The sequence below is a fragment of the Alteromonas sp. 76-1 genome (assembly GCF_900654235.1).
In the GTDB taxonomy this organism is placed as follows: domain Bacteria; phylum Pseudomonadota; class Gammaproteobacteria; order Enterobacterales; family Alteromonadaceae; genus Alteromonas; species Alteromonas naphthalenivorans.
Map to the genome: position 1 here is coordinate 424,962 of NZ_LR136958.1, position 25,898 is coordinate 450,859.

The 25,898-nt window shown below is 45.2% G+C and carries 27 protein-coding genes; 19 read left to right on the top strand and 8 right to left on the bottom strand.

Annotated features, from left to right (window positions below; genetic code table 11):
• Nucleotides 1–12 precede the first annotated feature (12 nt).
• The 6 genes from ALT761_RS01725 to ALT761_RS01750 all read left to right on the top strand — a co-directional run bounded on the left by ALT761_RS01725 (nt 13) and on the right by ALT761_RS01750 (nt 6,503).
• The gene (locus ALT761_RS01725; RefSeq protein ID WP_129735919.1) at nt 13–1,089 is read left to right on the top strand and encodes a sugar phosphate isomerase/epimerase family protein; all 1,077 of its coding nucleotides are present in this window, start codon (nt 13–15) and stop codon (nt 1,087–1,089) included.
• A gap of 32 nt (nt 1,090–1,121) precedes the next feature.
• Nucleotides 1,122–2,336 carry a nucleoside permease gene (locus ALT761_RS01730; protein WP_129735921.1) on the top strand — a complete coding sequence of 405 codons (1,215 nt, stop codon included), beginning with the start codon at nt 1,122–1,124 and terminating at the stop codon, nt 2,334–2,336.
• Nucleotides 2,329–3,255 carry a hydroxypyruvate isomerase family protein gene (locus tag ALT761_RS01735; protein ID WP_129735923.1) on the top strand — a complete coding sequence of 309 codons (927 nt, stop codon included), beginning with the start codon at nt 2,329–2,331 and terminating at the stop codon, nt 3,253–3,255. The genes ALT761_RS01730 and ALT761_RS01735 overlap by 8 nt, the downstream gene beginning before the upstream one ends.
• A gap of 49 nt (nt 3,256–3,304) precedes the next feature.
• Nucleotides 3,305–4,990, top strand: a complete 1,686-nt coding sequence (locus tag ALT761_RS01740) for a GMC oxidoreductase (protein ID WP_129735925.1) — start codon at nt 3,305–3,307, stop codon at nt 4,988–4,990.
• Nucleotides 4,990–5,607 carry a gluconate 2-dehydrogenase subunit 3 family protein gene (locus ALT761_RS01745; RefSeq protein ID WP_129735927.1) on the top strand — a complete coding sequence of 206 codons (618 nt, stop codon included), beginning with the start codon at nt 4,990–4,992 and terminating at the stop codon, nt 5,605–5,607. Before ALT761_RS01740 ends, ALT761_RS01745 begins: the two co-directional genes overlap by 1 nt.
• A 77-nt stretch (nt 5,608–5,684) precedes the next feature.
• Nucleotides 5,685–6,503 carry a 3-keto-disaccharide hydrolase gene (locus tag ALT761_RS01750; RefSeq protein ID WP_129735929.1) on the top strand — a complete coding sequence of 273 codons (819 nt, stop codon included), beginning with the start codon at nt 5,685–5,687 and terminating at the stop codon, nt 6,501–6,503.
• A gap of 121 nt (nt 6,504–6,624) precedes the next feature.
• On the opposite strand, the gene ALT761_RS01755 is transcribed toward ALT761_RS01750, so the two are convergent.
• Nucleotides 6,625–7,515 (bottom strand): LysR family transcriptional regulator, encoded by an 891-nt coding sequence (locus tag ALT761_RS01755; protein ID WP_129735931.1) that lies wholly within the window; start codon nt 7,513–7,515, stop codon nt 6,625–6,627.
• A 188-nt stretch (nt 7,516–7,703) separates the two neighbouring features.
• Here ALT761_RS01755 and ALT761_RS01760 point away from each other — a divergent pair, with 188 nt between their 5' ends.
• Nucleotides 7,704–8,378, top strand: a complete 675-nt coding sequence (locus tag ALT761_RS01760; RefSeq protein ID WP_129735933.1) for a type 1 glutamine amidotransferase domain-containing protein — start codon at nt 7,704–7,706, stop codon at nt 8,376–8,378.
• A gap of 172 nt (nt 8,379–8,550) precedes the next feature.
• On the opposite strand, the gene ALT761_RS01765 is transcribed toward ALT761_RS01760, so the two are convergent.
• From ALT761_RS01765 to gpmA, 4 genes are all read right to left on the bottom strand, one after another.
• Nucleotides 8,551–9,183, bottom strand: a complete 633-nt coding sequence (locus tag ALT761_RS01765) for a hypothetical protein (RefSeq protein ID WP_129735935.1) — start codon at nt 9,181–9,183, stop codon at nt 8,551–8,553.
• Nucleotides 9,180–10,370: a DUF3500 domain-containing protein gene (locus ALT761_RS01770; protein ID WP_232043516.1), complete on the bottom strand. Its 1,191-nt coding sequence runs from the start codon at nt 10,368–10,370 to the stop codon at nt 9,180–9,182. The genes ALT761_RS01765 and ALT761_RS01770 overlap by 4 nt, the downstream gene beginning before the upstream one ends.
• Before the next feature lie 234 nt (nt 10,371–10,604).
• Complete coding sequence (locus ALT761_RS01775) at nt 10,605–11,753, bottom strand: iron-containing alcohol dehydrogenase (RefSeq protein ID WP_129735937.1); 1,149 nt, start codon at nt 11,751–11,753, stop codon at nt 10,605–10,607.
• 212 nt (nt 11,754–11,965) lie between these two features.
• Nucleotides 11,966–12,712, bottom strand: a complete 747-nt coding sequence (gene gpmA / locus ALT761_RS01780; RefSeq protein ID WP_057794463.1) for a 2,3-diphosphoglycerate-dependent phosphoglycerate mutase — start codon at nt 12,710–12,712, stop codon at nt 11,966–11,968.
• A 394-nt stretch (nt 12,713–13,106) separates the two neighbouring features.
• Between gpmA and acnA the strand changes: the two genes are divergently transcribed.
• A complete protein-coding gene (gene acnA / locus ALT761_RS01785; protein ID WP_129735939.1) occupies nt 13,107–15,818 on the top strand; it encodes an aconitate hydratase AcnA in 2,712 nt (903 codons plus the stop codon).
• A gap of 110 nt (nt 15,819–15,928) precedes the next feature.
• On the opposite strand, the gene ALT761_RS01790 is transcribed toward acnA, so the two are convergent.
• Nucleotides 15,929–18,145 (bottom strand): GspE/PulE family protein, encoded by a 2,217-nt coding sequence (locus ALT761_RS01790; RefSeq protein ID WP_129735941.1) that lies wholly within the window; start codon nt 18,143–18,145, stop codon nt 15,929–15,931.
• A gap of 470 nt (nt 18,146–18,615) precedes the next feature.
• On the opposite strand from ALT761_RS01790, the gene rpsJ reads away from it, so the two are divergent.
• From rpsJ to rpsQ, 11 genes are read left to right on the top strand one after another with little or no spacing between them, the layout of a single operon-like run.
• Nucleotides 18,616–18,927 (top strand): 30S ribosomal protein S10, encoded by a 312-nt coding sequence (rpsJ, locus tag ALT761_RS01795; protein ID WP_006012796.1) that lies wholly within the window; start codon nt 18,616–18,618, stop codon nt 18,925–18,927.
• An 18-nt stretch (nt 18,928–18,945) separates the two neighbouring features.
• Nucleotides 18,946–19,584: a 50S ribosomal protein L3 gene (gene rplC, locus ALT761_RS01800; RefSeq protein ID WP_013785735.1), complete on the top strand. Its 639-nt coding sequence runs from the start codon at nt 18,946–18,948 to the stop codon at nt 19,582–19,584.
• Nucleotides 19,585–19,602: 18 nt separating this feature from the next.
• Complete coding sequence (gene rplD, locus ALT761_RS01805; RefSeq protein ID WP_126872982.1) at nt 19,603–20,208, top strand: 50S ribosomal protein L4; 606 nt, start codon at nt 19,603–19,605, stop codon at nt 20,206–20,208.
• Nucleotides 20,205–20,504 (top strand): 50S ribosomal protein L23, encoded by a 300-nt coding sequence (gene rplW, locus ALT761_RS01810; RefSeq protein WP_013785733.1) that lies wholly within the window; start codon nt 20,205–20,207, stop codon nt 20,502–20,504. Before rplD ends, rplW begins: the two co-directional genes overlap by 4 nt.
• A gap of 14 nt (nt 20,505–20,518) precedes the next feature.
• Nucleotides 20,519–21,343, top strand: a complete 825-nt coding sequence (gene rplB, locus ALT761_RS01815; protein WP_013785732.1) for a 50S ribosomal protein L2 — start codon at nt 20,519–20,521, stop codon at nt 21,341–21,343.
• 15 nt (nt 21,344–21,358) lie between these two features.
• Nucleotides 21,359–21,634 (top strand): 30S ribosomal protein S19, encoded by a 276-nt coding sequence (rpsS, locus tag ALT761_RS01820; protein WP_013785731.1) that lies wholly within the window; start codon nt 21,359–21,361, stop codon nt 21,632–21,634.
• A gap of 12 nt (nt 21,635–21,646) precedes the next feature.
• Nucleotides 21,647–21,979 carry a 50S ribosomal protein L22 gene (rplV, locus tag ALT761_RS01825; RefSeq protein WP_013785730.1) on the top strand — a complete coding sequence of 111 codons (333 nt, stop codon included), beginning with the start codon at nt 21,647–21,649 and terminating at the stop codon, nt 21,977–21,979.
• Nucleotides 21,980–21,988: 9 nt separating this feature from the next.
• On the top strand, nt 21,989–22,693 hold the full coding sequence (rpsC, locus tag ALT761_RS01830; protein WP_013785729.1) for a 30S ribosomal protein S3: 705 nt from the start codon (nt 21,989–21,991) through the stop codon (nt 22,691–22,693).
• A 3-nt stretch (nt 22,694–22,696) separates the two neighbouring features.
• Entirely contained in the window at nt 22,697–23,110 is a 414-nt protein-coding gene (gene rplP, locus ALT761_RS01835; protein WP_013785728.1) for a 50S ribosomal protein L16, read from the top strand.
• Nucleotides 23,110–23,301, top strand: a complete 192-nt coding sequence (gene rpmC / locus ALT761_RS01840; RefSeq protein WP_013785727.1) for a 50S ribosomal protein L29 — start codon at nt 23,110–23,112, stop codon at nt 23,299–23,301. Before rplP ends, rpmC begins: the two co-directional genes overlap by 1 nt.
• Nucleotides 23,301–23,558, top strand: coding sequence for a 30S ribosomal protein S17 (gene rpsQ / locus ALT761_RS01845; RefSeq protein ID WP_013785726.1), 258 nt, complete (start codon nt 23,301–23,303; stop codon nt 23,556–23,558). The genes rpmC and rpsQ overlap by 1 nt, the downstream gene beginning before the upstream one ends.
• A gap of 76 nt (nt 23,559–23,634) precedes the next feature.
• On the opposite strand, the gene ALT761_RS01850 is transcribed toward rpsQ, so the two are convergent.
• Both ALT761_RS01850 and ALT761_RS01855 read right to left on the bottom strand, forming a co-directional pair.
• Nucleotides 23,635–24,726, bottom strand: coding sequence for a glycosyltransferase (locus ALT761_RS01850; RefSeq protein ID WP_129735943.1), 1,092 nt, complete (start codon nt 24,724–24,726; stop codon nt 23,635–23,637).
• The gene (locus tag ALT761_RS01855) at nt 24,723–25,691 is read right to left on the bottom strand and encodes a glycosyltransferase family 9 protein (protein ID WP_232043517.1); all 969 of its coding nucleotides are present in this window, start codon (nt 25,689–25,691) and stop codon (nt 24,723–24,725) included. Before ALT761_RS01855 ends, ALT761_RS01850 begins: the two co-directional genes overlap by 4 nt.
• Nucleotides 25,692–25,898: the final 207 nt, after the last annotated feature.

The following is a 25,898-nucleotide window of genomic DNA, read 5'->3' on the forward strand; positions in this document are numbered from 1 at the left end:
GAGCATGTGGCAATGGAACAACAAGCAAACGAAGCAAAACCAATTAAAGGCCCTGCCGTCTTTTTAGCCCAATTTATGGGTAAAGAAGCCCCCTTCGATACACTTGAAAACATGGCCAAGTGGGCCGCCTCATTGGGGTATAAAGGCATTCAAGTGCCTACCGATCCGGCACTTTTCGATTTAGAAAAAGCAGCAGAAAGCCAAGAATACTGTGACCAAATTGCTGCTACCTGTAGAGCAGCAGGCGTAGAAATTACCGAGTTATCAACGCACTTGCAGGGGCAGTTGGTAGCGGTACATCCTGCGTACGATGAGCTATTTGATAACTTCGCGCCAGCACATCTACACGGTAATCCCAAAGCACGTACTGAATGGGCGGTGAACCAGCTTAAGTGTGCAGCTATTGCCAGTAAACGCTTAGGTCTAAACGCCCACGCTACCTTCTCGGGTGCTTTGATGTGGCATTTGGTGTACCCGTGGCCGCAGCGTCCTGCTGGGTTAGTTGAGCAAGGGTTTGCCGAGCTAGCCAAGCGTTGGTTACCTATTCTAGATGCCTTCGACGAGGCTGGGGTAGACGTATGTTACGAAATTCACCCAGGTGAAGATTTGCATGATGGCGCTACTTTCGAAATGTTTTTGGCCGCGGTAGATAACCATCCTCGAGCCAATATTTTGTTCGATCCCAGTCACTTTGTACTGCAACAGCTCGATTATCTAGACTTTATCGACAGATACCACAGCCGTATAAAAATGTTTCATGTGAAAGATGCCGAGTTCAACCCAAATGGCAGAAGTGGTGTTTACGGTGGTTACCAAGATTGGAAAGACCGCCCAGGGCGTTTTCGTTCCCTTGGCGATGGGCAAGTCGATTTTAAAGGTATTTTCAGCAAACTGACTCAATACGGATTTAGCGGATGGGCTGTGCTCGAATGGGAATGCTGTTTAAAAGATTCAGCGCAAGGTGCCGCTGAAGGTGCGCCTTTTATTGCTGAGCATATTATTCAGCCAACCCGCTACGCGTTCGATGATTTCGCCGGTGGCGAGGTAAGTGAAACGAAAAACAACCGCATTTTGGGCATAAGCGAATAACGCTGCCCCGCTGACACAGGATAATAAGAATCATGATAACCCTACGTCTTAGCACCATGATGTTTTTACAGTTCTTTATTTGGGGCGGCTGGTTTGTCACCTTGGGAACGTACTTAGCCAGCACCTTATCGGCCAGTGGTAGCCAAATGGGAATGGCATTTTCTACCCAAAGTTGGGGCGCGATTATTGCGCCTTTTATCGTGGGGCTAATTGCCGACCGCTTCTTTAACGCTGAACGTATTTTGGGTGTACTGCATTTGTGTGGCGCGGTGCTGATGTACATGATGTATCAGGCGGGTGATTTCACCACCTTTTACCCGTACGTACTAGGCTACATGATTGCGTATATGCCAACCCTTGCATTGGTGAATTCAGTGGCTTTTGGCCAAATGACAAACCCTTCAAAAGAGTTCGGTAAAATTCGTGTGTGGGGCACCGTGGGCTGGATTGTTGCGGGCTTACTTATTAGTTACGTGTTTTCTTGGGATTCCACATCAGCAATTGCTGATGGCATGCTTAGAAACACCTTTATGTTATGTGCAATAGCGTCGTTAGCATTAGGTATATTCAGCTTTACCTTACCCGCAACACCGCCAAAAGCGGCAGGCCAAAAGACTGGCTTGCGCGATGTGTTGGGGTTAGATGCGCTAGCGTTACTTAAAGATAAGAACTTCTTTGTCTTCTTTTTATCCTCTGTACTTATTTGTATTCCTCTAGCGTTTTACTACCAAAATGCCAATCCGTTCTTAACTGAAATTGGTGTTGAAAATGCCACAGGAAAAATGACGCTAGGTCAGGTTTCTGAAGTGTTATTCATGCTGGCTCTACCTGTTTTTCTTAACAAGTTTGGCATTAAAGCTACCTTACTAATTGGCATGGCGGCATGGGTAATACGGTATGCCTTATTCGCCTTTGGTAATGCAGACGAAGGGCTGTTTATGCTGATAGTGGGTATCGCCTTACACGGTATTTGCTACGACTTTTTCTTTGTGTCAGGGCAAATTTATACCGACGCGAAAGCTGGAGATCGTATCAAAAGCGCAGCTCAAGGATTAATCACCCTCGCAACGTATGGAATAGGTATGCTGATTGGTTTTGCAGTAGCCGGAAAAATAACAGACGAGTACACCACGGCAACATCTCACAGTTGGCAAGATATTTGGTTGTTCCCTGCAGGCTTTGCGGCGGTTGTTTTGGTTATTTTCTTAGTGCTGTTTAAATCTGAAAAGGTGAGTACTGATGCATAACGAACGCAGGCGCAGCTTAATGAAGGCAATGGCGCTAACGGGCGCTGGTGTATTGGCACCTGCTGCGTTTAACAGCGCTCATGCAGCCAATGCAGCAGGGAATACAGCAGCCAATACTACAGAGCACGGCATGAAACAATCATCGCTAAAAGGCAATATTAATCATTCTGTTAGTCGCTGGACTTACGGCGACCTTTCCATAGAAGCGTTATGTAAAACCGTAAAGCAACTTAACTTTGCGGCTATTGATTTGGTGGGGCCGGAAGATTGGCCTGTACTGAAACAGTACGGTATTGATTCTTCTATGTGTAATGGCGCTGAAATTAGCCTTGAAGATGGCTTTATTCACAGCGAACTGCACGACGAATTAGAAGCGCGATACTTAAAGCATATCGACCTAGTGGCAGATGCTGGTTACACCAACCTAATTTGTTTTAGTGGCAATGCACGCGGCATGAGCAAAGAGGAAGGGCTAGATAATGCGGTGGCGGGTTTAAAGCGCATTTTACCTCATGCACAGAAGCGTGGCGTGGTGATCTTTATGGAGCTGTTTAATAGCAAAATAGATCACCCTGATTATATGGCCGATAGTTCAAAATGGGGTGTTCAGCTTTGCAAGCGCCTTAATAGTAAGCACTTTTCTTTGCTGTACGACATCTATCATATGCAAATTAACGAAGGCGATATTATTCGCACCATTCGCGATTTTCATCCTTATTTTGGTCACTATCACACCGCCGGTGTGCCAGGACGAAACGAAATTGGTAGTACTCAAGAGCTGTATTATCCAGCCATTGCTAAGGCCATTTTAGAAACAGGTTTCGATGGTTATTTAGCGCAAGAGTTTATTCCAACACCAGATACAAAAGCAGGCAGAATTGAGTCGCTTAAAGAAGCGATCAGTATCTGCGACGTATGACTTTACAAGCAAACACCATACATGAAGTACGTGTTTAAGGGGACATAACATGGCGACGAACGAGTACGACGCAATCGTAGTAGGTTCAGGTATTAGCGGAGGCTGGGCAGCTAAAGAGCTCACCGAGAAAGGCCTAAAAGTGCTCATGCTTGAGCGCGGTAAAAACATCGAGCACATTAAAGACTACAAAAACGCACACAAAGAAGCGTGGGACTACCCACATCGCGACCTGCCTACACAGGCGATGAAAGTAGATTACCCTGTGCTTAAGCGAGATTATCCGCTTAATGAATCTACTAACGGCATGTGGGCGAACGAAGTAGAAAACCCCTACACAGAGGATAAGCGTTTTGACTGGTATCGAGGCTATCACGTAGGTGGACGCTCGCTTACTTGGGGCCGTCAGAGTTACCGATTAAACAAAGCTGACTTTGAAGCGAATGGTAAAGAAGGCGTAGCGGTAGATTGGCCTATTCGTTATGAAGATGTAGCCCCTTGGTATGACTACGTAGAAAAGTTTGCTGGTATTAGCGGAAACCGTGATGGCTTAGACGTGTTACCCGACGGCATCTACCAGCCTGCTATGGCACTAAACTGTGTTGAAAAAGACGTGGCTGCACGAGTACAAAAAGCCTATAGCGGTGCTCGCCATATTATTCCCGGTCGCACCTCAAACATGACAGAGCCGAAGCCAGAACACGGACGTGCAAATTGTCAGTACCGTAATAAGTGCTGGTTGGGCTGTCCATTTGGTGGCTATTTCAGTACTCAGTCTTCAACGCTTCCGGCAGCAATGAAAACCGGTAACTTAACGCTTCGCCCTTTCTCTATAGTGAAAGAAATCTTGTTTGATAAAGACAAGAAGCGCGCCACTGGCGTTGAAATTATTGATGCTGAAACCAACGAAACATACGTTTTCAAAAGCAAAATCGTGTTTGTGAATGCCTCTGCATTCAATTCATCGTGGTTGCTTATGAACTCTGCCACCGATGTATGGGATGGCGGTTTAGGTAGCAGCAGCGGTGAATTAGGTCATAACGTGATGGATCACCATTTCCGGGTAGGTGCGTCAGCGCAAGTTGAAGGCTACGACGACAAATATACATATGGTCGCCGGCCAAGTGGCTTCTATGTTCCGCGTTTTAGAAATTGGGGCGATGACAAACGAGATTACTTGCGTGGGTTTGGTTATCAAGGTGGCGCTAGCCGCTCAGGCTGGCGACAAGATGTGGCCGAGTTAGGTGTTGGTGCAGGCTTAAAAGAGGCTATGTCAGAACCCGGTGGCTGGACAATAGGCATGACTGCCTTTGGTGAAATGTTACCTGACCATTCAAATCGCATTTATCTGAACAAAGAAGTAAAAGACAAATGGGGTTTGCCCGTACTCGCTATGGATGTTGAGATAAAAGAAAACGAACTGAAAATGCGTAAAGACATGCAGCAAGATGCCATAGATATGTTTGAGGCTGCTGGGCTTAAAAACGTGAATGGCTGGGATGCAGACTACGCACCAGGCATGGGTATACATGAAATGGGTACTGCACGTATGGGCCGAGATGCTAAAACCTCAGTGCTAAACGGTCACAACCAAGTATGGGACGCGCCCAATGTTTTTGTTACCGACGGTGCATGTATGACATCGGCAAGTTGTGTAAACCCATCACTGACCTATATGGCACTTACCGCTCGCGCGGCTAGCTTTGCCGTAGAAGAGTTAAAGCGGAGGAACTTGTAATGGAACGTAGAGACCTATTAAAACTCATTGCTACCGCCACAGGTACTGCCCTTGTGGGTGGTAAAGCGCTTGCTTACGACATTGTTGCCCCTGTGCCTTTGTCTGAAACCGGGTTTTCAAAGGAAGATGTGGCTCTCATTAACGAAATGGCGGAAGTCATTATTCCGCAAACCGATACGCCTGGAGCAAAAGCCGCCAATGTCGGCTTGGTTATTCCGGTGATTGTTGCCGATTGTTATACCCCGAAGTTACAAAAAGCATTTAAAGAGGGCATTAAGGCAATTAATGTTCGTAGCAATGAAGCATTTAAAAAAGACTTCCTGCTATTGAGTAGTACGCAGCGCGAAACCTTGTTTACAACATTAGATACAGAAGCGAAAGCCGCTAATTTAGCTGAGGGTATTAGCAACGGTATTCCAACAGCAAAACCGAGCCAATGGGAGCCCGGCAATGAAGGCCCGCTCCCGCACTATTTCACGTTACTGAAACAACTTACTTTGTATACCTTTTTCACTTCGCAGGTAGGGGCTACCAAAGTACTGCGCTATGTGGCCATTCCCGGTTACTACAATGGTGAACTGCCTTACAAAAAAGGTGACAAGGCGTGGGCGACTTAAGGCTTTTACGTAAAAATAAGTTAGGCGCGAAACCAAATACATAGCGCAGGAGAAAACAAATAGTGCAGGGAAAATACATGAAATTACATAAACACGGATTGCCTAAACTGGCGACCAACACAGCCTTTTCTTTAAAAGCGGGCGCTCAAATAGCATTAGCTGCTTTATTATCAACATCAATAGCACCTTTGGCTTTTGCTGAGAGTGCCGAGCAACTAGAGCGCGCTGAACGCGAAAAACAAGCAGCGAAAACAGAAGTGTGGGAGCCAGTTCCTGTAGTGGTAAGTGCTAAAAAGAACGAGCTTCCTTCTGACGCTATCCCTTTATTAACAAGCGATATGTCAGCGTGGGCGTCGGTAAAAGGTGGTGACGCCAAATGGGATTTCGCAAACGGTGAGCTTACGGTAAAACCGGGCGCAGGCGATATTAAAACCAAGCAAAGTTTTTGTGACGTGCAGCTTCACGTAGAGTGGAAAGTACCGCAGCCAGAGCCTGGTATGGAAGGGCAGCAGCGAAATAATAGCGGGATTTTCTTTCAGCAACGCTATGAAATTCAGGTGCTAGATTCTTACAACAATGCCACTTACCCAAATGGGCAAGCGGGCAGTGTGTATAAGCAGACTATTCCGTTAGTAAACGCTATGCGCGCACCTGGTGAATGGCAAGAATACGATATTATTTTTAAAGCGCCGGTATTCGATGGTGACTTGCTTGAATCACCAGGGTACGTAACCGTTATTCACAACGGCGTGGTGGTGCAAAACCATGTAGAGATTCAGGGCACTACCGAGTGGATAGGTGCACCTAAATATAAAGCCCATGGTTGTGAACCTATTCAGCTTCAAGATCATGGTAACTTAGTCAGCTTTAGAAACATGTGGGTGCGAGAGCTGTAAGTAATAAGCGCAAGTTTTTTGCTGATAAACAGCGAAGCGCTATATAACAATCAATACATACTGCCAGCAGGTTTTCATAAAATACCAGCTGGCAGTTTTTTATTAGCATCTTTATAAATTCTTAAAGCGCCTTGTCTTCCCAATCAGCGAAGTATTGCACTAAATAATCGATGGCCATTCGAACCCTAAGCGGCATGAAGCGTTTGTTCTGATATACAATCCAACTGCTTGCCCCGTTGCCCCAGTAGGGCTGCAATATAGGCTGTAGTCTTCCCGCCTTAACCGACGCACTAAACGTGCTTTTAGGCATATAGCCAATACCCAAACCCTGCTCACACGCGGCAAGTACGGCATTCGCGTTATTGCTGCGCCAGCGGCCTTTTACTTTTATATTTTCCTGCACACCATGGTTTGAAAATTTCCATACATCGTTGTTAGAAATAACGCACCTATGTTTTTTCAATTCACTGGGGTGGAAAGGTTCACCACATTGCGCTAAATAATCGCGGGTGGCAACGGCCATCATGGGCCTTTCAATCAGTTTACGTGCTATTAAACTTGAGTCGGTTAGTTCTCCATAGCGAATAACAAAGTCTACATCGTCTTCCACAAAGTTAACCATGCGACTATTAAAGTCCATATCAATGGTTAACTCTGGGTGTTCTAAAGCAAATTGCATTAATGCGGGTGCCACGGCGTGCTCGGCAAACCCGCCTGCGGCGCTTACTCGAAGAACGCCCTCAAGTGTTACCTGTTGAAGGCTAACCTGCTCATTGGCTTGTTGAAGGCCAATAAGCAAGTCTTTAGCGTGCTGGTAATAAAGTGCGCCGTTTTCGGTTAAATTCACTTGGCGGGTAGAGCGAGCCAATAAAACACAGCCAACTCGCTCTTCAAGACGCGCAACTTGCCTGCTGATGTGGCTGGTACTGCAACCTAGTTGCTTGGCCGCAGCTGAAAAGCCTTTGCGCTCGGCTACCGCTACAAATTCTATAATGCCTTCAAAGCTTTCCATCGAAACTTTCCATTTATTCAACTTCGCGGTGTTGTAGATTCATTTTGCGTTTTAGAGATTATCATTGTTGCTATATGGCAATAGTGATTTAACTATTTCGCATATTATCAAGTTATCAGGGATATTCTATAGTGTATACACATGATTACTACGGCGCAGCTAATGTGCCTTACGCATAGGAAGAAACCATGAAAAAGATACTTATCCCAGTAACGAACCATGCAACACTAGGAACTACTGACCAAGCGAACGGTACTTATTCGCCGGAGATCACCCATGCAATCGATGTTTTTAATAAACACGGCGTAGATTACGATATCGCGTCTATCAATGGTGGTGCTATTCCTATTTATGGTACCGACATTGAAGGCGACGATGTTAATGCCGCCGTGTTAAACAACGAAGACTTCAAACAGCGCACCAGCAACAGCATGCGTGCGTCAAACGTGAACATTGATGAATATGATGCGGTGTTCTATCCAGGCGGCTTTGGTTTATTGTCAGACTTAGCAAGCAACGAAGACTTTGCCAAGTTGTCTGCTGCCCATTATGAAAATGGCGGTGTTATTGGCGCGGTTTGCCACGGCCCAGCGGCTCTATTGCCAATTAAGCTAAGTAATGGCGAAGACTTAATTGCGAGCAAAGCAATTACCGGTTTCACCCGCGAAGAAGAAGTGGATTACGGCACTATTAACGATATTCCGTTTTTACTTGAAGAAGCGCTAGCCCGTAAAGCGGCTAAATTCAGTAAAGTTCAGCCATGGAATGTACATGTGATTGAAGATGAACGCGTTATCACGGGTCAAAATCCAGCAAGTGCTCATGCTGTTGCGCAAGCTATAGTTAGCCATCTGAATAGCTAGGTGACTAACCAGCTAGGTGATTAACTAGCTAGGTAAGGGGCTCGTAGCTCACCAGCTAAAGTAATTTAAAACCTAGCGTCTCTTAATGAAACTGCATTTAAAAAGTACAAGGGCAATGACTGCCCTTGTTCTCGTTTTAGGGGGGAGGCGAGTAACAAATTGAAGCAATCTGTTATGGATGCGCTATTTCATAAGTTTGCGGGTTACCATCAACCATTCTGTAACCAAAATCCACTACGCCCGTCAGTGGTTCAATGTCATCAACATCATCATTTTGCCAGTATACGGTTACTCTGTGGCTTCTAATTTCATGCATAAGTGCATCGTATTTAAGACTAAGAGGAAAGGTTCTAGTTGGTTTTATTGGTGTGGAAACTAATTGCAATTCGATCTGAGAATATGTACCCACATGCTCATTATTTGCTTCGGTAAGGGTAGCGTTTATTAACCTAATTGGTAGCGGTCTCGATGTTTGAGATAATGCAACATGAGCTTCAATATAATGGCGAAGTGCGGTCAATGCTTTCTTTGACGGCGACGTACCACTTTCAACATTAGCTAGGCTTTCAAACTTCGGCTCCACAATAATCAAGTCTTCCAAAGAGAAGGTAATGGTGAAAGATAGATAGTCTTCATTTTCTGAAAAAACCAGTACGCTACCAGGTAGGGCATGGGCGAAAGCAGAGCCTATCGAACCTGCCATGAGAAAGAAGGTAAGCAGCAAAGCACAAGCGCTCCGAAGGCTTATTGCAAAAGCGCCTCGCCAGTTACTCACTAAACCCTGTGCTAAATTTCTTAATATCACTTATTCTGACCGCCGTAATCTGACGTGATATCGCGCCATACCGAATGGGGGTGGTTACCAGCTGTATTGGTGGACTTATTCGACTGAAGCGAGAACTCTATCCATAGTGAGGGCCCATGTACTCGCACATAATCATCTTCACTATTAAGGTCGGTAGTGCCTGAAAAACCCAACACGGTTTCATCTAGCTCAGCGGTGTACTTAGCCATGTATACATCGGCATCTGCATCGTCAATATCACCCACGTAGGTGCGAACGGCTTTTAGCAACAATTCACGCTGGTTATTATCTAGTTCCGATATCGCCAAACCTTCTTGGGTACTTGGAATGGCATCGTCAGCTTGTGGGCCAGCTAGAATATCTCTGTAAGTGCCGTCGAGCATGGCTTTTGATTGCTGAGAAGGCGTTAACGCATTTAATAACGCGGCAAAGGTATCGCGTTCTTGAAGCATAGGCTTATTCGTTCTGCCATTCATTTCAAATGCAGGGAAGGGTTCTATGCCACGAAATGAAGGCGTAGCGCCTATAAGCTTTCCTTCATTGTAGGTATTTGTAAATGCAAAGTGATGACCGCCATAATAAAGCTGCCATAAACCGGTAGTGGAAGGGGAGCCAATAAAAGCAATTTTACCGTTAAACGACGAATAACCCGCTTTGTAATCGTCACTCACTGTGCCGATGTAATCATCCGCATTAAGGGTTTGTACTATTTCATCGAACCCTTCATTTTCCGTCAAACTGGCCGCTTCCATTAAGATAGCTTTTATAACGCCTCGCTGTTCAACGTCAAATTCCCCTAAAAATACCCCTGGTCTAGAGGGGAATGCGCCAGCAGGAAGATTGCTCCACTTTTTAGCATCCTCTACCGAGTATTCTTTTTGAAGCAACGCGAGTATCTCATCTGATGCAGTATCTTTTAAAATATCGGCAAGGCAGACCAAACGGGTTAAGCCGGTATCATTAGCGCAGCTTTCCACAGATTCAGGAATAGGAACAAAGCCCATAAGCGTACTTGTATCGCCCAACCTAGCTTGAATAGCTTCACTTTCAGGTGTCGACTTCATTGGGGGCGGGCCATCAGGGCGAGGGCCATGTTGATTATCTTGAGCCATACTGGCGCTAGCAACAGTGCATGACAATGCCAATGCACCTGCGATATACAGCAATTTACTATTCTTTTGGCTCATCAAATTTACCTTGCTTCTGGAAAGGGGAGCGTCAGCTAAAGCGACACATGTTTAGCACTCGGGTTAAGCGGCTCACGTTAAGCACGCAGTAAACTTATACGGGTGGATGTTACAAAACGAGCAATATTGCATTTAATGATGGGCTAAACAACGCAGACCACAATGCTAATGGTTGAAGCATCAGCGCCCACATCGCCGTAAGTACTAGGGCGGGAGCTAGAGTAAATAAAAAGGCTAAAACGCCTCTTTGTATATCTGCGCGATATCTTGTTTGCTTAGTACTCTTGGGTTGTTGCGTAGTAAACGGGTGACCTTGCTCGCTTCTTCTGCCAACAAGGGAATGGCATCTTCGCTAATATTAAAATCACGCAGTGTGGCGGGGATCTCTACAGTTCTGCACAGCGCTTCAATGGCATCGACTACCTGATTAGCAATCTCTAACAGGCTTTTATTGGCAACGGGTAAATGTAAAAAGCCCGCCACATCAACAAAGCGCTGTTGGCATGCTCCTATATTCCAGCGCATAACATGGGGTAGCATAACCGCATTGCTCATACCGTGGGACAAATGAAAGCGACCGCCAAGCGGATAAGCAAGCGCATGTACGGCGCCAACTCCCGCGTTACCAAACGCTAACCCTGCCATTAAACTTCCGGTTGCCATATCTTCCCGTGCTTTAACATCGTGGCCGTTTGCATAGGCGAGAGGAAGCGAGTGAAAGATAAGTGTCATCGCCTTGCTGGCCAACGCGTCAGTAATAGGGCTGGCATTAACGGACAAGTAAGCCTCAAGCGCATGCACAAATGCATCTACCCCACTGGCGGCAGTAATGTGTTTTGGGCAGCTTAATGTCATTTCAGGCGTGACAATGGCTACATCGGGTAACAGGTAGTCGCTCACAATGCCTTTTTTAACGTGCGCGACAGGGTCGGCCAATATGGCAATATTAGTGACTTCTGAACCCGTGCCCGCCGTGGTAGGAATGGCAATAAGGGGTAGTGCGCGCCCTGCAACCAAGTTCTCGCCAAACAAGTCTGCAATATTGCCGGTGTAATCAAACGTAGCCGCAAGCACTTTGGCGCTGTCTATTGCGCTACCACCGCCAACGGCAATAATTCCGTCTACCTTATGTTGTTTTAGTCGAGCAAGCCTTTGCTCAATAATGCTTATTTCAGGTTCAGGAGGAATATCGTCTATCACAATAGGGCATTCGCAATTCAGCTCATTGGTAACATGGCTAAGACCACCAGATTGGCTTACGCCCTTATCGGTAATAATGGCAGGTGCTGTTATATTTAATCTTGAAAGCTCATGAGCAAGGCTCGCTAACGCCCCTTTACCTGTAATAAGTTTATTGGCTGATTTGAAGACCGACACCTGCATAGTACACCTGCTGAAAAAACTGAGCCTGATGGCAATGTAATGGGAATAGCATGTGTTTACAAATTAGTAACAATGATAATGGTAGAAAAAAGAAATGATTTAAGAAGTGTATTTAAGAGACTAATAGATATAAAAAAACCGCAAACAACGTTTGCGGCTCTTTCGTCGTGGCGCTAATAGTTAGCGTTAGGTTTCTAATAGTTACCTATTAATTACTTAGCTTTGCCTTGCTTGGCAACGGCATCCATCATCGCTTTAATTGCTTCTGGATCGCCCAAGTATTCTTTAGAAATAGGCTTTAAGTTTTCGTCTAACTCGTATACCAAAGGTACGCCAGTTGGAATATTTAGGCTTAGTACGTCTTCATCAGACATACCATCTAAGTATTTAACCAATGCACGAAGGCTGTTGCCGTGAGCTGCGATAATAACGCGCTTGCCAGCTTGAATGTCTGGGCGAATAACATCGTGCCAGTAAGGTAGTACACGCTCGATGGTCATCTTCAAGCTTTCACCACGAGGAAGAATCTCGGCATCAACGTTGTTGTAACGACGATCGACTCCTGGGAAGTGTTCGCTGTCAGTATCTACGGCTGGTGGTGGAATATCGAAACTACGACGCCAGACTTTAACTTGCTCTTCACCATGCTTAGCAGCCGTTTCAGCTTTGTCTAACCCTGTAAGCGCACCGTAGTGACGCTCGTTCAAACGCCAGTGACGTTCAACAGGTAGGTAATGTTGACCCATTTCTTCCAAAGAGATATTCAACGTTTTGATAGCACGAAGCAATACAGACGTGTAAGCCTGATCGAATTCAAAACCTGCGTCCTTCATTAACTGACCAGCGGTTTTAGCTTGTGCTACACCTGTGTCAGTTAAATCAACGTCGTGCCAACCAGTGAAACGATTTTCAAGGTTCCACTGACTTTCTCCATGACGAATAAGTACCAGTTTATACATAGTAAGGTTACCTGCGGCGTTAAAGTGAAAATGCCCAACGAATGCCAATGAAATGGTGCGTCAGACGGATACGAAAAAAGATGATCGCTATCATCGTTGATCGGCAACGAAAAATCCAGTTTCGAAAAGCCGAGTTTAACAGGTAAGACTAGCCAAATAGTAATGCAGACCCCTTTAGTATCAACATAAACTGCTTGGCTAACGGTGTGAAATCAACATGAACTTTTTTTCACATTGTTACCGTATACAACTATAAGTGAGAGTAAGTAAGGGCGCTAATTCCTTCCAGTGTGAAATAGAAGTGCGAAATGGCACTGCAATTCATCTAGTAATAGCGTTGCCTGACTTGCTCCTAAAACTATATTTATGACAGGCAAATAAGGATGGTGAGCGCATGAAATATCAATCTTTTTCCAATATCGATGTCGATGGCAATTCCTTCAAGGCAATTAGCTTTGACAAAGTAAATGAGAACTTTGCGCTCGACCGATTACCGTATTGTATTAAAATTCTTTTGGAAAACTTACTTCGTCATGAAAACGAAGAGTTTGTTACCAGTGGTGACATTGAACAAGTTGCCACGTGGAATACAGAAAATCACGTTGAGCATGAAGTATCTTTCGTTCCTGCCCGCGTGATCTTGCAAGATTTTACTGGTGTGCCAGCTATTGTTGATTTGGCCGCTATGCGGGATGCAGTGAATAAGTTAGGCGGCGATGCTCAAGCTATTAATCCGCTAAATCCCGTAGAGTTAGTTATTGACCATTCAGTAATGGTTGATTTCTTTGCAGAAGAAAATGCGTTAGAGAAAAACACTGACGTTGAAATTGAGCGTAATAAAGAGCGCTACCAATTTTTAAAGTGGGGGCAATCTAGCTTCGACAACTTCAAAGTTGTGCCTCCTGGTCGAGGAATAGTTCACCAAGTTAACCTTGAATACCTTGCACGTGTTGCCTTCACGAAACAAGAGGCTGATGACACCTTGGTGTATCCTGACACGTTAGTAGGTACCGATTCTCACACCACCATGATCAACGGCCTTGGCGTTCTAGGTTGGGGCGTAGGCGGTATTGAAGCTGAAGCGGCGATGTTAGGCCAACCCGTTACCATGCTTCTACCTAAAGTTGTTGGGTTTCGTTTAGACGGTGAATTGCCGACCGGCGTGACAGCAACGGATATGGTGCTGACAATTACCCAGCAACTACGTGCACATGGGGTTGTAGGTAAGTTCGTAGAATTCTATGGCCCAGGCTTGAAGCACTTAACTACAGCCGATCGTGCCACTATTGCCAATATGGCACCGGAATACGGCGCAACCTGCGGTATCTTCCCTATTGATGAGGTTGCGCTCGATTACCTGCGCTTGACTGGGCGTGACGAGTCGCAAATTAAACTTGTTGAAGCATATGCGAAAGAAAGTTCGCTATGGCACGATGACTTTACTAAAGATGCCGAATATCACGAAACGTTAGAGTTAGACTTAAACGACGTTGTCCCCTCGATTGCAGGGCCAAAACGCCCTCAAGATAGAATTGCACTAGATAACGCGGCGAAAGCATTTAATGAATGGCATCGCTCGCAGATTGATGTGAAAGTGCTAGACGAAGAAACTGAATTTGTTGCCGAAGGCGGTGCAGTACCTGAAGTCAATGAAGAGCATGATTCGTATGTAGAATTCCGTGGTAATAAATTTAACTTAGAAGATGGTGCTATTGTTATTGCGGCCATTACGAGTTGTACCAACACATCAAACCCCTCGGTGCTTATTGGAGCAGGGTTACTAGCGAAAAAAGCGGCGGAAAAAGGCTTAACCCGTAAGCCTTGGGTAAAAACGTCTTTAGCCCCAGGCTCGCAGGTGGTGACTCAGTACCTTGAAGATGCAAACTTGATGGACCCACTAGAAGCTCTCGGTTTCAACCTTGTGGGTTACGGTTGCACTACCTGTATTGGTAACTCAGGACCCTTGCCTGATGCTATTAGCGATGCAATTAAAAAGGCCAAGCTTACTGTTACCTCTGTATTATCAGGTAACCGGAACTTCGAGGGTCGTATTCATTCAGATGTTGCGGCCAACTATTTAGCGTCGCCACCATTGGTTGTCGCTTATGCCTTAGCGGGTAATATGAATATTGATATTACTAAAGAGCCACTAGGGTTGGGCAACAATGGCGAGCCAGTGTATTTGAAAGATATTTGGCCTAGTGAAGATGAAATTCAAAGCCATATAGCTGAACATGTCACCAGTGATATCTTTAAAGCAAAATACGCCGACGTATTTAAAGGCAGTGGTGTGTGGAATGACCTAACGGTAAGTTCAACATCGGTATACGATTGGCCTGATTCCACCTATATTAAACATCCGCCATTTTTCCAAACAATGGGCGAAGAACCCGAAGCACTTAGTGCTATCGAGAACGCGAGATGTTTAGTGAAAGTGGGCGATTCAATTACCACCGACCACATTTCTCCGGCAGGCGCGATAGCGCCAGACAGCCCTGCAGGCGAGTATTTGCAAGCAGAAGGCGTAAATACCAAAGATTTCAATTCATACGGTTCAAGGCGGGGTAACCACGAGGTAATGATGCGCGGTACTTTTGCAAATGTGCGACTGCAAAATCAGTTGGCGCCAGGTACTAAAGGCAGTGCTACCACGCATTATCCTAGTGGTGATGCCATGTCTATATACCATGCGGCCATGCGTTATCAAGACGAGGGTGTTGCTGCGGTTGTTGTAGGTGGAAAAGAATACGGTACAGGCTCTAGCCGAGATTGGGCTGCTAAGGGGCCTTCTTTGATGGGCGTGAAAGCGGTCATGGTAGAAAGCTATGAACGTATTCACCGTTCGAATCTCATTGGTATGGGTATCTTACCGTTGCAGTTTAAGCCGGGCGACAGTGCGAGTAGCTTAGGAATTAAAGGTAATGAAACTTTCTCAATTGGTGCAGTAAGCCGCGACCAAAAAGACGTGGATGTCACCGTAACGTCTGATGCTGGCGAGTCGCAAACATTCTCGATGGATATTCGAATCGATACCTCAAACGAATTCACGTATTTCGAAAACGGCGGTATTTTGCACTATGTAATTCGTCAATACTTGAAAAAATAGTGGTTGGATAAACAGCGGCTTTTAGCGTTTTAGTATGCTGGCGGACCAAAGTAAAAAGCCCGTAGGAAGAAGGGCTTTTTACTCACTGCTATATTTGTTGATAGAAGCTACTAGTCTCCACCCACAATTTGTACTTGTGGAATGTCGGTATCGCCCTTAATGACTTTGAAAATAGCATCTTGTACTAAAGTTCGCATACCGTCTTGGGTGGCTTGTTTTTTCATTTCTGCAACACTGGCTTCTTTGTAAACCAAAGAGCGTAGTTCAGGCGTCATTCCAAGTAGTTCATGAACCCCTGTTCTGCCTTTGTAGCCTGTGTTACCACATTCTTCACAGCCTTTTGCCCTGTAGAGTTTGAGCGGAGAAGGCAACGCTAATTCATCTAGCATCTGCGCGCCGTACTGCCTTTCAATGAAGGCCATATCAGTATCACTTGCCACATACTCTTCCTTACACTTACCACAAAGGGTACGAATAAGACGCTGGGCTAATATACCTACACAGGCATCTGAGAAGTTCACAGGATCTAGCCCTAAATCCAATAGACGTGTAATGGTCTCTGGGGCAGAGTTGGTATGCAGGGTAGATAACACTAAGTGGCCAGTAAGCGAGGCTTCAATGCCAGCATGAGCTGTTTCTTTGTCGCGCATCTCACCTATAAGAATAATATCGGGGTCGGCACGCAAAAATGCCCGTAGGGCGTTAGCAAATGTGAAGCCTATTTTGGGGCTTACCTGAACCTGCTGTAAACCGGGTTGAGTAATCTCTACCGGGTCTTCTGCTGTCCATATTTTCTTTTCTGGGGTGTTTAAGTAACCCAAAATAGCATGCAAGGTCGTGGTTTTACCGGAACCTGTTGGCCCTACTACTAACAAGATGCCATGTGGTTTTTTAATCATGTCTTCTAAGCGCTTCAAATTGGTAGGCGCTAGATTCATTTTCTCAATGGGCATAGCGCCACCTGACGCCAGCAAACGCATCACCACCCCTTCACCGGCTACAGTAGGGATGGTGGCAACACGTACTTCTACCAGTTGCCCATTCATCTTAAACGCCAACTTACCGTCTTGAGGTACACGCTTTTCAGCAATGTTTAGGTTAGACATAATTTTAATACGGGCAATAACCGCATTATGGTGTGAGTTAGGCACTTTGTTCATATCTCGGCACACACCATCAACCCGCATTCTTACGCGAGTGGGAGCATTCTTCTCTGGGTCGATATGAATATCAGACGCACCAAGACGTTTTGCATCGTGCAATACGCGACTAACCAAACGTACTACTGCAGGGGCATCGTCTGAAAGTTCATCGACAAGCTCGTCGTTTTCCTCAGTTGATAAACCAATCTCATCAAGAATCTCACTCATGTCACCAGGCGCGTTACCGCCGCCACCTTCACCTAGGTACTGAAGTATTTGATGGGGCAAGCCGACGGCAATTTCATAGCTTTCAATACCCAATGCGCTTTCTGTTTCCATTAACAGCGCGGCATTGTTAGGCTCTGCCATTAAGACAATGGGGTTACCTTCCACATCAGAAATAACCGCAACATGGTTACGTTTAAGGTAAGACAGGTTTAGTTTACTTTCACCTTCATAACGATGGTACTTATCGGGTAAGTAACCAATGAAGGGAACCTGGTAATGGATAGAAAGAGAATGGCCAATTTCATGCTCGGGAACGCGATGCTCAGACATTAAACCCTGCACTATAGTGCGGGTGTCATTAGAGGTAGAGAGTAGACTTTTTAACGCAGGTTCGTTTATTAAGCCTTTATGTAATAAAGAATCAAATGGATTGTTTGTACCACCAAGTTCATAACGGAACTTAGCCCCTAGTACCAATGCTAAGTCGTTTGCACGCGCTAAATCATTATCATCAAAACTACCGTTTCGCTTATTGATAATTTGCATTACACCCATTAACACACCGGCGTTAAGAATAGGCACACATAAAATGTTAGTGGTTTTGAAGTCGTTGTCTTTATCGAACTTATCAGCAAATCGTAAACGAGGATGAATAGCTTTAAGCTCAGCGGCATTGTAAGGGTCGACGATGAGTAAAGGCAATTGTGAGATAGCAACATAGCCTGCAATAGACATAGGGCTAATAGGCACTTTAATCTCTAACGTTTCTTTACCCGTTTTAAACCGAGCGACTAAGTCTTGATGTTGTCGGCGACGCTGAAAGATGCTCATACGGGTAGCACCAAACATGTTAAGAATGATGGGTTCAAGCAAACTGTATGCGTCTAATAAAGACGAGTGATTATTCAGAATGCGTTTAACATGGGTGAAAATATGCTGACTGTCTTCTACTTCCATAGTGTTCTTAGCACAGCGCAAAGCTGCTATATCCAAATTTGATTAAACTTTGTAACATACGTTTTACCACCTTATAGGTATAGCGCATTAACGGCAATACAACTTATATTAAGGTAGTGCAAGAATAACGTAACTTTACATTACCTTTCAAAAAGAAGCAGCTGTACTTAAGTCATAGATTTACAATTAATGTGTACAAAAAGCGATCTAGCTGTTGCAATGTATCCTGCCTTCTGTATAATTCGCGCCCACTGCCCAAATAGGGCAATGTTTCTAACCGCGACCTCACTGCTTTTAGGGTGGTTGCCAGCGTAGCAAGCGAAATCGATAAGATAAGACTGCTACAGGCGTGTTAGGAAAAAGAACAGGGTTCCAATTGGGAACCATCGGTTTACGCACATCTTTTCTTTCCAGAATAAAATGGAAGAGAAAAGGTGAATTTTTTTGTTCTTTCGATTGGAGCTTAATCGATGCCAAATCAAAGAATTCGTATTCGTTTGAAAGCGTTTGATCACAAGTTGATCGATCAGTCTACGGCTGAAATCGTTGAAACGGCGAAACGTACTGGTGCTCAGGTCAGCGGTCCTATTCCTCTGCCTACTCGCAAAGAACGCTATACAGTATTGACATCTCCTCACGTAAATAAAGATGCACGTGATCAATATGAGATTCGTACTCACAAGCGTTTAGTAGACATCATTGAGCCAACTGATAAAACAGTTGACGCATTGATGCGTTTGGACTTGGCTGCCGGTGTTGATGTTCAAATCAGCCTGGGCTAACAAGAGAGGGTAATAACAATGGCGATTGGTCTAGTCGGTCGTAAAGTGGGTATGACTCGCATCTTCACTGAAGATGGTACGTCTATCCCTGTGACTGTTATTGAAGCGACCCCAAACCGTGTTACTCAGTTACGTACTGAAGAACTTGACGGTTATCGCGCTCTTCAGGTTACTACTGGAAGCAAGAAAACGAACCGCGTTAACAAAGCTGAAGCAGGTCATTTTGCTAAAGCTGGTGTTGAAGCAGGTCGTGCTCTAGTAGAATTCCGCCTGGAAGATAACGAAGGTGGCGATATTGAAGTAGGCAGTGAAATCACTGTTGAAATCTTTAACGACACTAAAAAGATTGATGTCACTGGTACATCAAAAGGTAAAGGTTTTGCTGGCGCGATCAAACGTTGGAACTTTAGTTCACAACGTATGACTCACGGTAACTCTTTGTCTCACCGTGCACCTGGTTCGATTGGCCAAAACCAATCACCTGGTAAAGTTTTCAAAGGTAAGAAAATGGCTGGTCAGCTTGGTAACAAGCAAGTGACTACCCAATCTTTGGAAGTGGTACGTGTAGACGTAGAAAACAGCCTAATCCTTGTTAAAGGTGCCGTACCTGGCGCAACTGGCGGCGATGTAATCGTCAAGCCAGCTGTTAAAGCGTAACGTCTGGGGAGTGAACTGATGGAATTAACATTGAAAGATGCGCAAAGCGCTCTTGAAGTATCCGAAGCGACCTTTGGACGTGAATTCAACGAAGCCTTGGTACACCAAGTCGTTGTAGCTTACGGTGCAGGTGCTCGTCAGGGTACAAAGGCGCAGAAGACTCGCGCTGAAGTACGTGGTGGTGGTAAGAAGCCATGGCGTCAAAAAGGCACAGGCCGTGCTCGTGCTGGTACTATCCGCAGCCCAATTTGGGTTGGTGGTGGTCGTGCATTCGCAGCCAAGCCTCGTGACTTTGATCAAAAAGTTAACAAGAAAATGTATCGTGGTGCTTTAAAAAGCATCTTGTCTGAACTAATCCGTCAAGACCGTTTGGTTGTGGTAGAGAAGTTTGGTGTGGAAGCACCTAAGACAAAAGAACTTATTGCTAAGCTTAACGACTATGAACTAAATGATGTTCTTATCGTTACTGCTGATGTTGATGAGAACTTGTTCCTAGCGGCACGCAACTTGTACAAAGTTGACGTACGTGATGTTGCAGGCATCGACCCAGTAAGTTTGATTGCATTTGAAAAAGTGCTAATTACAGCTGATGCGGTTAAACAACTTGAGGAGGCGTTAGCATGAAAGAAGAACGTCTACTGAAGGTGCTTTTAGCACCGCATGTTTCAGAAAAGTCTACTATGGCTGCTGAAGCAAGCAACACGGTTGTATTTAAAGTAGCGAAAGATTCGAACAAAGCTGAAATCAAAGCTGCAGTTGAAAAACTGTTTGAAGTTGAGGTTGAAGGTGTTCGTACTGTAAACGTTAAGGGTAAAACCAAGCGTCACGGTCAGTCTTTCGGTAAACGCAGTGACTGGAAAAAGGCCTACGTGGTTCTTAAAGAAGGTCAGGACATCGACTTTGTCGGTGGCGCTGAGTAAGAAGGGGATTAGAAATGCCATTATTGAAAGCTAAGCCAACTTCTGCCGGTCGTCGTCACGTTGTTCAGGTTACTAACCCTGACCTTCACAAAGGCGCGCCTTACGCACCTTTGCTTGAAAAGAACAGCAAATCTGGCGGTCGTAACAACCATGGTCGTATTACAACTCGTCATATTGGTGGTGGTCATAAACAACACTACCGTTTGATTGACTTTAAACGCAACAAAGACGGCATTCCAGCCGCTGTTGAGCGTTTAGAATACGATCCTAACCGTTCTGCTAACATTGCACTAGTATTGTATGCAGATGGTGAGCGTCGTTACATTCTGGCTCCAAAGGGTATGAAAGCTGGTGATGCAATCCAGTCTGGTTCGGATGCTCCGATCAAGTCTGGTAACACATTGCCAATGCGTAATATCCCAGTAGGTTCTGTTGTACACGCAATTGAAATGAAGCCTGGTAAAGGTGCACAAATTGCACGTTCTGCCGGTGCTTATGCTCAGATCCTAGCACGTGACGGAAACTACGTTACCTTACGTCTACGCTCTGGCGAAATGCGTAAAGTACTATCTGATTGCCGCGCCACCATTGGTGAAGTAGGCAATGCAGAGCACATGCTGCGTTCACTGGGTAAAGCCGGTGCAACCCGCTGGCGTGGTGTTCGTCCTACAGTTCGTGGTGTTGCCATGAACCCAGTAGACCACCCACACGGTGGTGGTGAAGGACGCACGTCGGGTGGTCGTCATCCAGTATCTCCTTGGGGTGTTCCTACTAAAGGTAAGAAAACCCGAAGTAACAAGCGTACCGATAAACTTATCGTACGTCGTCGTAATAAGTAACAGCGAGGATTCACCATGCCACGTTCTCTCAAGAAGGGTCCATTTATTGACCTTCACTTGCTGAAGAAGGTAGAGGCTGCAGTGGAAAAGAACGAACGTAAACCAATTAAGACTTGGTCTCGTCGTTCTATGATCATCCCAGATATGATTGGGTTGACCATTGCGGTCCATAACGGTCGCCAGCACGTTCCAGTCATCATCAGCGATGAAATGGTCGGCCACAAGTTGGGCGAATTTGCGCCAACGCGTACTTACCGCGGCCATGTCGCGGATAAGAAAAGCAAACGATAAGGGGTAGGATAAATGGAAGCATTAGCTAAACACCGTTTTGCCCGCTCGTCTGCTCAAAAAGCACGCTTGGTAGCGGATCAAATTCGCGGTATGCACGTTGAGAAAGCTCTTGAGCTACTTACGTACAGCCCGAAGAAAAGCGCAGCGCTGGTTAAGAAAGTTTTGGAATCTGCGATTGCAAATGCAGAACACAATGAAGGCGCTGACATCGACGAATTAGTCGTTGCCAAAGTTTTCGTTGACGAAGGTCCAACTATGAAACGTATCAAGCCACGTGCCAAAGGCCGTGCAGATCGTATCTTTAAGCGTAGCAGTCACATCACTGTGGTTGTAGCGGATAACTAGGAGTAGATAATGGGACAGAAGGTACATCCTACAGGTATACGCCTGGGTATCAGTAAACCATGGACTTCTACCTGGTACGCTAATACTGGTGACTATGCGGATAACCTGTATAACGATCATCAGGTACGTAAGTATCTGACTAAACAGCTTAAAAGCGCTTCACTTTCTAAAATCGTGATCGAGCGTCCTGCTAAGAGCATCCGTGTGACTATTCACACTGCTCGTCCAGGCGTTGTAATCGGTAAAAAAGGTGAAGATGTAGAGAAGCTTCGCGCCTATGTTTCTAAGCTAGCCGGTGTGCCAGCTCAGATTAACATTGCAGAAGTTCGCAAGCCTGAGCTTGACGGACAACTGGTTGCCGACAGTATCTCTAGCCAGCTAGAACGTCGTGTAATGTTCCGTCGTGCTATGAAGCGCGCGGTACAAAACGCAATGCGTCTTGGTGCTAAGGGTATTAAAGTTGAAGTAAGCGGCCGTTTGGGCGGAGCAGAAATTGCTCGTTCTGAATGGTACCGTGAAGGTCGCGTACCTCTGCACACTTTCCGTGCAGATATCGATTACGCAACTTCAGAAGCTGCAACTACCTACGGTATTATTGGTGTGAAGGTATGGATCTTCAAAGGTGAAGTTCTGGGCGGTTTGCCTACAACTCAAGAGCAAGCTCCGCCTGCTCAACCTAAGAAGAAAGGCCGCAACTCTAAGCGTGAGGGCTAAATCATGTTACAACCAAAGCGTACGAAATTTCGTAAAATGCATAAAGGTCGTAACCGTGGTCTTGCCATTGCGGGGAGCAAGGTAAGCTTCGGTACTTATGGCCTGAAAGCAGTTGGCCGTGGTCGTATGACCGCTCGCCAAATCGAAGCAGCGCGTCGTGCTATGACTCGTCACGTTAAGCGTCAAGGTAAAATTTGGATTCGAGTTTTCCCTGACAAGCCAATTACTGAGAAGCCTCTTGAAGTGCGTCAAGGTAAAGGTAAAGGTAACGTTGAGTACTGGGTATGCCAAATTCAACCTGGACGTGTTCTTTATGAGATGGAAGGTGTTCCTGAATCTCTAGCACGCGAAGCGTTTGAATTGGCAGCGGCTAAACTGCCATTTAAGACAACCTTTGTAACTCGGACGGTGATGTAATGAAAGCGACTGAACTGAAAGAAAAAAGCGTAGAAGAGCTGAACGCAGAGTTGATTAACCTGCTACGCGAACAGTTCAACTTGCGCATGCAGCACTCAACTGGTCAACTTGAAAAGACTGATCAATTGAGAACTGTACGTCGTAACATCGCGCGTGTTAAAACCATTCTGACTCAAAAGGCTGATGCGTAATGACTGAACAAAAAGTTCGTACAGTGCAAGGTCGTGTGGTTAGCAACAAGATGGATAAAACCATTACTGTTGTTGTTGAGCGTTTTGTAAAACACCCTATCTACGGGAAGTTCATCAAACGTTCTACTAAACTTCACGCCCACGATGAAGAAAACGTATGTAACCAAGGCGATGTAGTCACTATTAGTGAATGTCGTCCATTGTCTAAAAGCAAAAATTGGACATTGGTTAGCGTTGTAGAAAAAGCTGGCGTTTAATCGCTAACTTTTCTTACAATTGAAAAAGCCGCTCTCGAGCGGCTTTTTTATTGTCTAAAATTTAACAATGCAATACTTATGATGGCTGTGTCACAGTCACGTACAGCTCGCTATAACTGGCTGCCATTTCGTCAGTACTGAAATGCCCTTTTACATGTTGATACAACTGATTGCCCAAGGTGTCTCGGGTTTGCTTATCATTCACCAGCGTAATTAATGCATCGGCAATCTCATCGATATTTCCTGGCGTTACCATTAGTCCTGTCTCATTGTGTTCAATTATCTCAGGAATACCGCCTACCGGTGTCGATACCACCGCACGCTTACACGCTCCGGCTTGAAGAAGAATAACGCCTAAGCCCTCTGCATAAGCCGGGTGAACTACAATATCAACACTGGGAAGAATTTTACTGACTTCATCGGTAAAGCCACACAGGTGAACGTGTTCGGTAAGTAAATGCCGGTCGATAAGCGCTTCGTAGCTTTCTTTAAGATTTCCTTTGCCAAAGAGTAAACAACTCACTTTAGGGTTATTTTGAACCACTTTTTCCATAGCTAAAATAATATCAGCTTGGCCTTTACGAGATATAAGCTGAGCAAAGTTAGCAATAACGGTATGATCTGAAGGAATAGAGAAGGTTTCACTTAGCCACGCTTTGTCACCAGGCTTCGAAAACTCTTTAAAATCTACTGACGAGTGAATAACCGGTTGGTGTTTCACTGCTTCACAGTGATGACTCACCACATTAAACACGCCCTCAGAAATACTCGCGACAGCCGCAAACTGACTGTATTTATAAGTGGCAAACAGTGATTCTGGGTTATCTACTCGTCGTGTGCATATAGCAGGAATACCAGTGATCTTCGCTACCATAGCGCCGAAAACATCTGCCCCACGACGGCTATGAACATGAATGACATCGGCGTTAATTTTACGGGCGATATTAACCATGCGTTTCACGGCAAATAAGTCTGTTTCTCCGCGATAAGCAATAGTATGCGTTTGGCAACCTGAAAGAGACAGCGATGCAATTTTACTATCTTCTGGGCATATTAAATGGTTTTCGTAATCAAACTGGCGGTTCAATGAATCTAACAAGTAAACAACTTGTTTAGCGCCGCCATACAGGTTTCTACCCAACTCTATATGCAAAATCTTTAAGCTCACAGATATTCCTTCACAGTGGTAAAAACTTCTTCTGGGCGAATAAACGCCATACAGTCAAATGTACCATTGCACGTTGGTTTACGCTTACATGGCGCACAGACTAGCTTTTTATATAATACATGAGTGTTGGCATTATCAGTATAAGTATACGGACATGTAGACCCAAAAAGCGCAACTGTAGGGCGAAGAAAAGAAACCGCCATGTGTGTCAGGCCAGTATCCACACCAATAAATGCATGAGAATGTTTAACCGCCACGGCTGATTCAGCCAACGATACATGACCCGCTAATGAGTAAACATCATCTTCATTGAAGGTCAGTGCCTCTGCATCACAGCTATCAGATGGGCCGCCTAGAATAACGATGGAGATATCACTGTGCTGACGGATAAGCGTGATAAGTTGCTTCCAATGATTAATTGGCCAGTGCTTTTGCGGACGAGTAGTAAAAGGGGCAAGTACGATATAATCGCCATTTACCGACAGTGCACCTAGCGTGCCCTGAAGCTTTTGTGCTGCAGGTACCCCCATTTCAATATGTAGTTCGTAAGAATGCGCTCCCATATGCCTTGCCAAATATCGATACTCGCTGCTGATTTGGTTTGATATTGGTTTATCTATTGTATCGGTTAAGAAACGTTGGCTTTGCTCTTTACTATTAAAACCAATTCGGACACTTGCACCACTGAGATAGGCTAAAAAGGCACTTTTAAGTAAGCCTTGGGCATCAATGGCGTGGGTAAAGCCTTTATCGCGGAGTTGTCGCCTAAATGCCCAAACGGATTTGAACAAAGACCAATAGGCGCGCTTCTTACCAAACGCTTTCCATTCGCTTTTGGGCCACACGAGAATGTCGTCAACAAAAGGGTGGTGTTGTACTAGTCCTGCATACGGTTTTTCAACTAACCAGGTAACTCGAGCATTAGGAAGAGCCTCTTTAATGCTGGACGGAAGCCCTGAGGCCATTACAATGTCACCAATAGCGCTAAGCCTGATTAAAAGTACGTTCGGCTGGGTTGCAGTAGAGCACATAAAACTTACATGTAGACGAGTTATAATGGGTGAGTAAAACACATAATAACGTCAGTTTGATGACGACCTAGCATAGCGCTATGCATTTCATTTATTGTCTAGTGAGCCAGTCAGGCTACCAAAGAATAACAATAGGAATTA

Excerpts from the sequence above, each read along its gene's own strand:
- rpsJ (WP_006012796.1), top strand. The coding sequence starts at position 18,616 with ATGCCAAATCAAAGAATTCGTATTCGTTTGAAAGCGTTTGATCACAAG.
- rplB (WP_013785732.1), top strand. The coding sequence starts at position 20,519 with ATGCCATTATTGAAAGCTAAGCCAACTTCTGCCGGTCGTCGTCACGTT.
- rplW (WP_013785733.1), top strand. The coding sequence starts at position 20,205 with ATGAAAGAAGAACGTCTACTGAAGGTGCTTTTAGCACCGCATGTTTCA.
- ALT761_RS01770 (WP_232043516.1), bottom strand. The coding sequence starts at position 10,370 with ATGAGCCAAAAGAATAGTAAATTGCTGTATATCGCAGGTGCATTGGCA.
- acnA (WP_129735939.1), top strand. The coding sequence starts at position 13,107 with ATGAAATATCAATCTTTTTCCAATATCGATGTCGATGGCAATTCCTTC.
- rpmC (WP_013785727.1), top strand. The coding sequence starts at position 23,110 with ATGAAAGCGACTGAACTGAAAGAAAAAAGCGTAGAAGAGCTGAACGCA.
- ALT761_RS01740 (WP_129735925.1), top strand. The coding sequence starts at position 3,305 with ATGGCGACGAACGAGTACGACGCAATCGTAGTAGGTTCAGGTATTAGC.
- ALT761_RS01730 (WP_129735921.1), top strand. The coding sequence starts at position 1,122 with ATGATAACCCTACGTCTTAGCACCATGATGTTTTTACAGTTCTTTATT.
- ALT761_RS01790 (WP_129735941.1), bottom strand. The coding sequence starts at position 18,145 with ATGGAAGTAGAAGACAGTCAGCATATTTTCACCCATGTTAAACGCATT.
- ALT761_RS01725 (WP_129735919.1), top strand. The coding sequence starts at position 13 with ATGGAACAACAAGCAAACGAAGCAAAACCAATTAAAGGCCCTGCCGTC.
- rpsS (WP_013785731.1), top strand. The coding sequence starts at position 21,359 with ATGCCACGTTCTCTCAAGAAGGGTCCATTTATTGACCTTCACTTGCTG.
- rplC (WP_013785735.1), top strand. The coding sequence starts at position 18,946 with ATGGCGATTGGTCTAGTCGGTCGTAAAGTGGGTATGACTCGCATCTTC.
- rplP (WP_013785728.1), top strand. The coding sequence starts at position 22,697 with ATGTTACAACCAAAGCGTACGAAATTTCGTAAAATGCATAAAGGTCGT.
- rpsQ (WP_013785726.1), top strand. The coding sequence starts at position 23,301 with ATGACTGAACAAAAAGTTCGTACAGTGCAAGGTCGTGTGGTTAGCAAC.
- rplD (WP_126872982.1), top strand. The coding sequence starts at position 19,603 with ATGGAATTAACATTGAAAGATGCGCAAAGCGCTCTTGAAGTATCCGAA.
- ALT761_RS01855 (WP_232043517.1), bottom strand. The coding sequence starts at position 25,691 with ATGGCCTCAGGGCTTCCGTCCAGCATTAAAGAGGCTCTTCCTAATGCT.
- ALT761_RS01745 (WP_129735927.1), top strand. The coding sequence starts at position 4,990 with ATGGAACGTAGAGACCTATTAAAACTCATTGCTACCGCCACAGGTACT.
- ALT761_RS01760 (WP_129735933.1), top strand. The coding sequence starts at position 7,704 with ATGAAAAAGATACTTATCCCAGTAACGAACCATGCAACACTAGGAACT.
- rpsC (WP_013785729.1), top strand. The coding sequence starts at position 21,989 with ATGGGACAGAAGGTACATCCTACAGGTATACGCCTGGGTATCAGTAAA.
- ALT761_RS01775 (WP_129735937.1), bottom strand. The coding sequence starts at position 11,753 with ATGCAGGTGTCGGTCTTCAAATCAGCCAATAAACTTATTACAGGTAAA.
- ALT761_RS01735 (WP_129735923.1), top strand. The coding sequence starts at position 2,329 with ATGCATAACGAACGCAGGCGCAGCTTAATGAAGGCAATGGCGCTAACG.
- gpmA (WP_057794463.1), bottom strand. The coding sequence starts at position 12,712 with ATGTATAAACTGGTACTTATTCGTCATGGAGAAAGTCAGTGGAACCTT.
- ALT761_RS01755 (WP_129735931.1), bottom strand. The coding sequence starts at position 7,515 with ATGGAAAGCTTTGAAGGCATTATAGAATTTGTAGCGGTAGCCGAGCGC.
- rplV (WP_013785730.1), top strand. The coding sequence starts at position 21,647 with ATGGAAGCATTAGCTAAACACCGTTTTGCCCGCTCGTCTGCTCAAAAA.
- ALT761_RS01750 (WP_129735929.1), top strand. The coding sequence starts at position 5,685 with ATGAAATTACATAAACACGGATTGCCTAAACTGGCGACCAACACAGCC.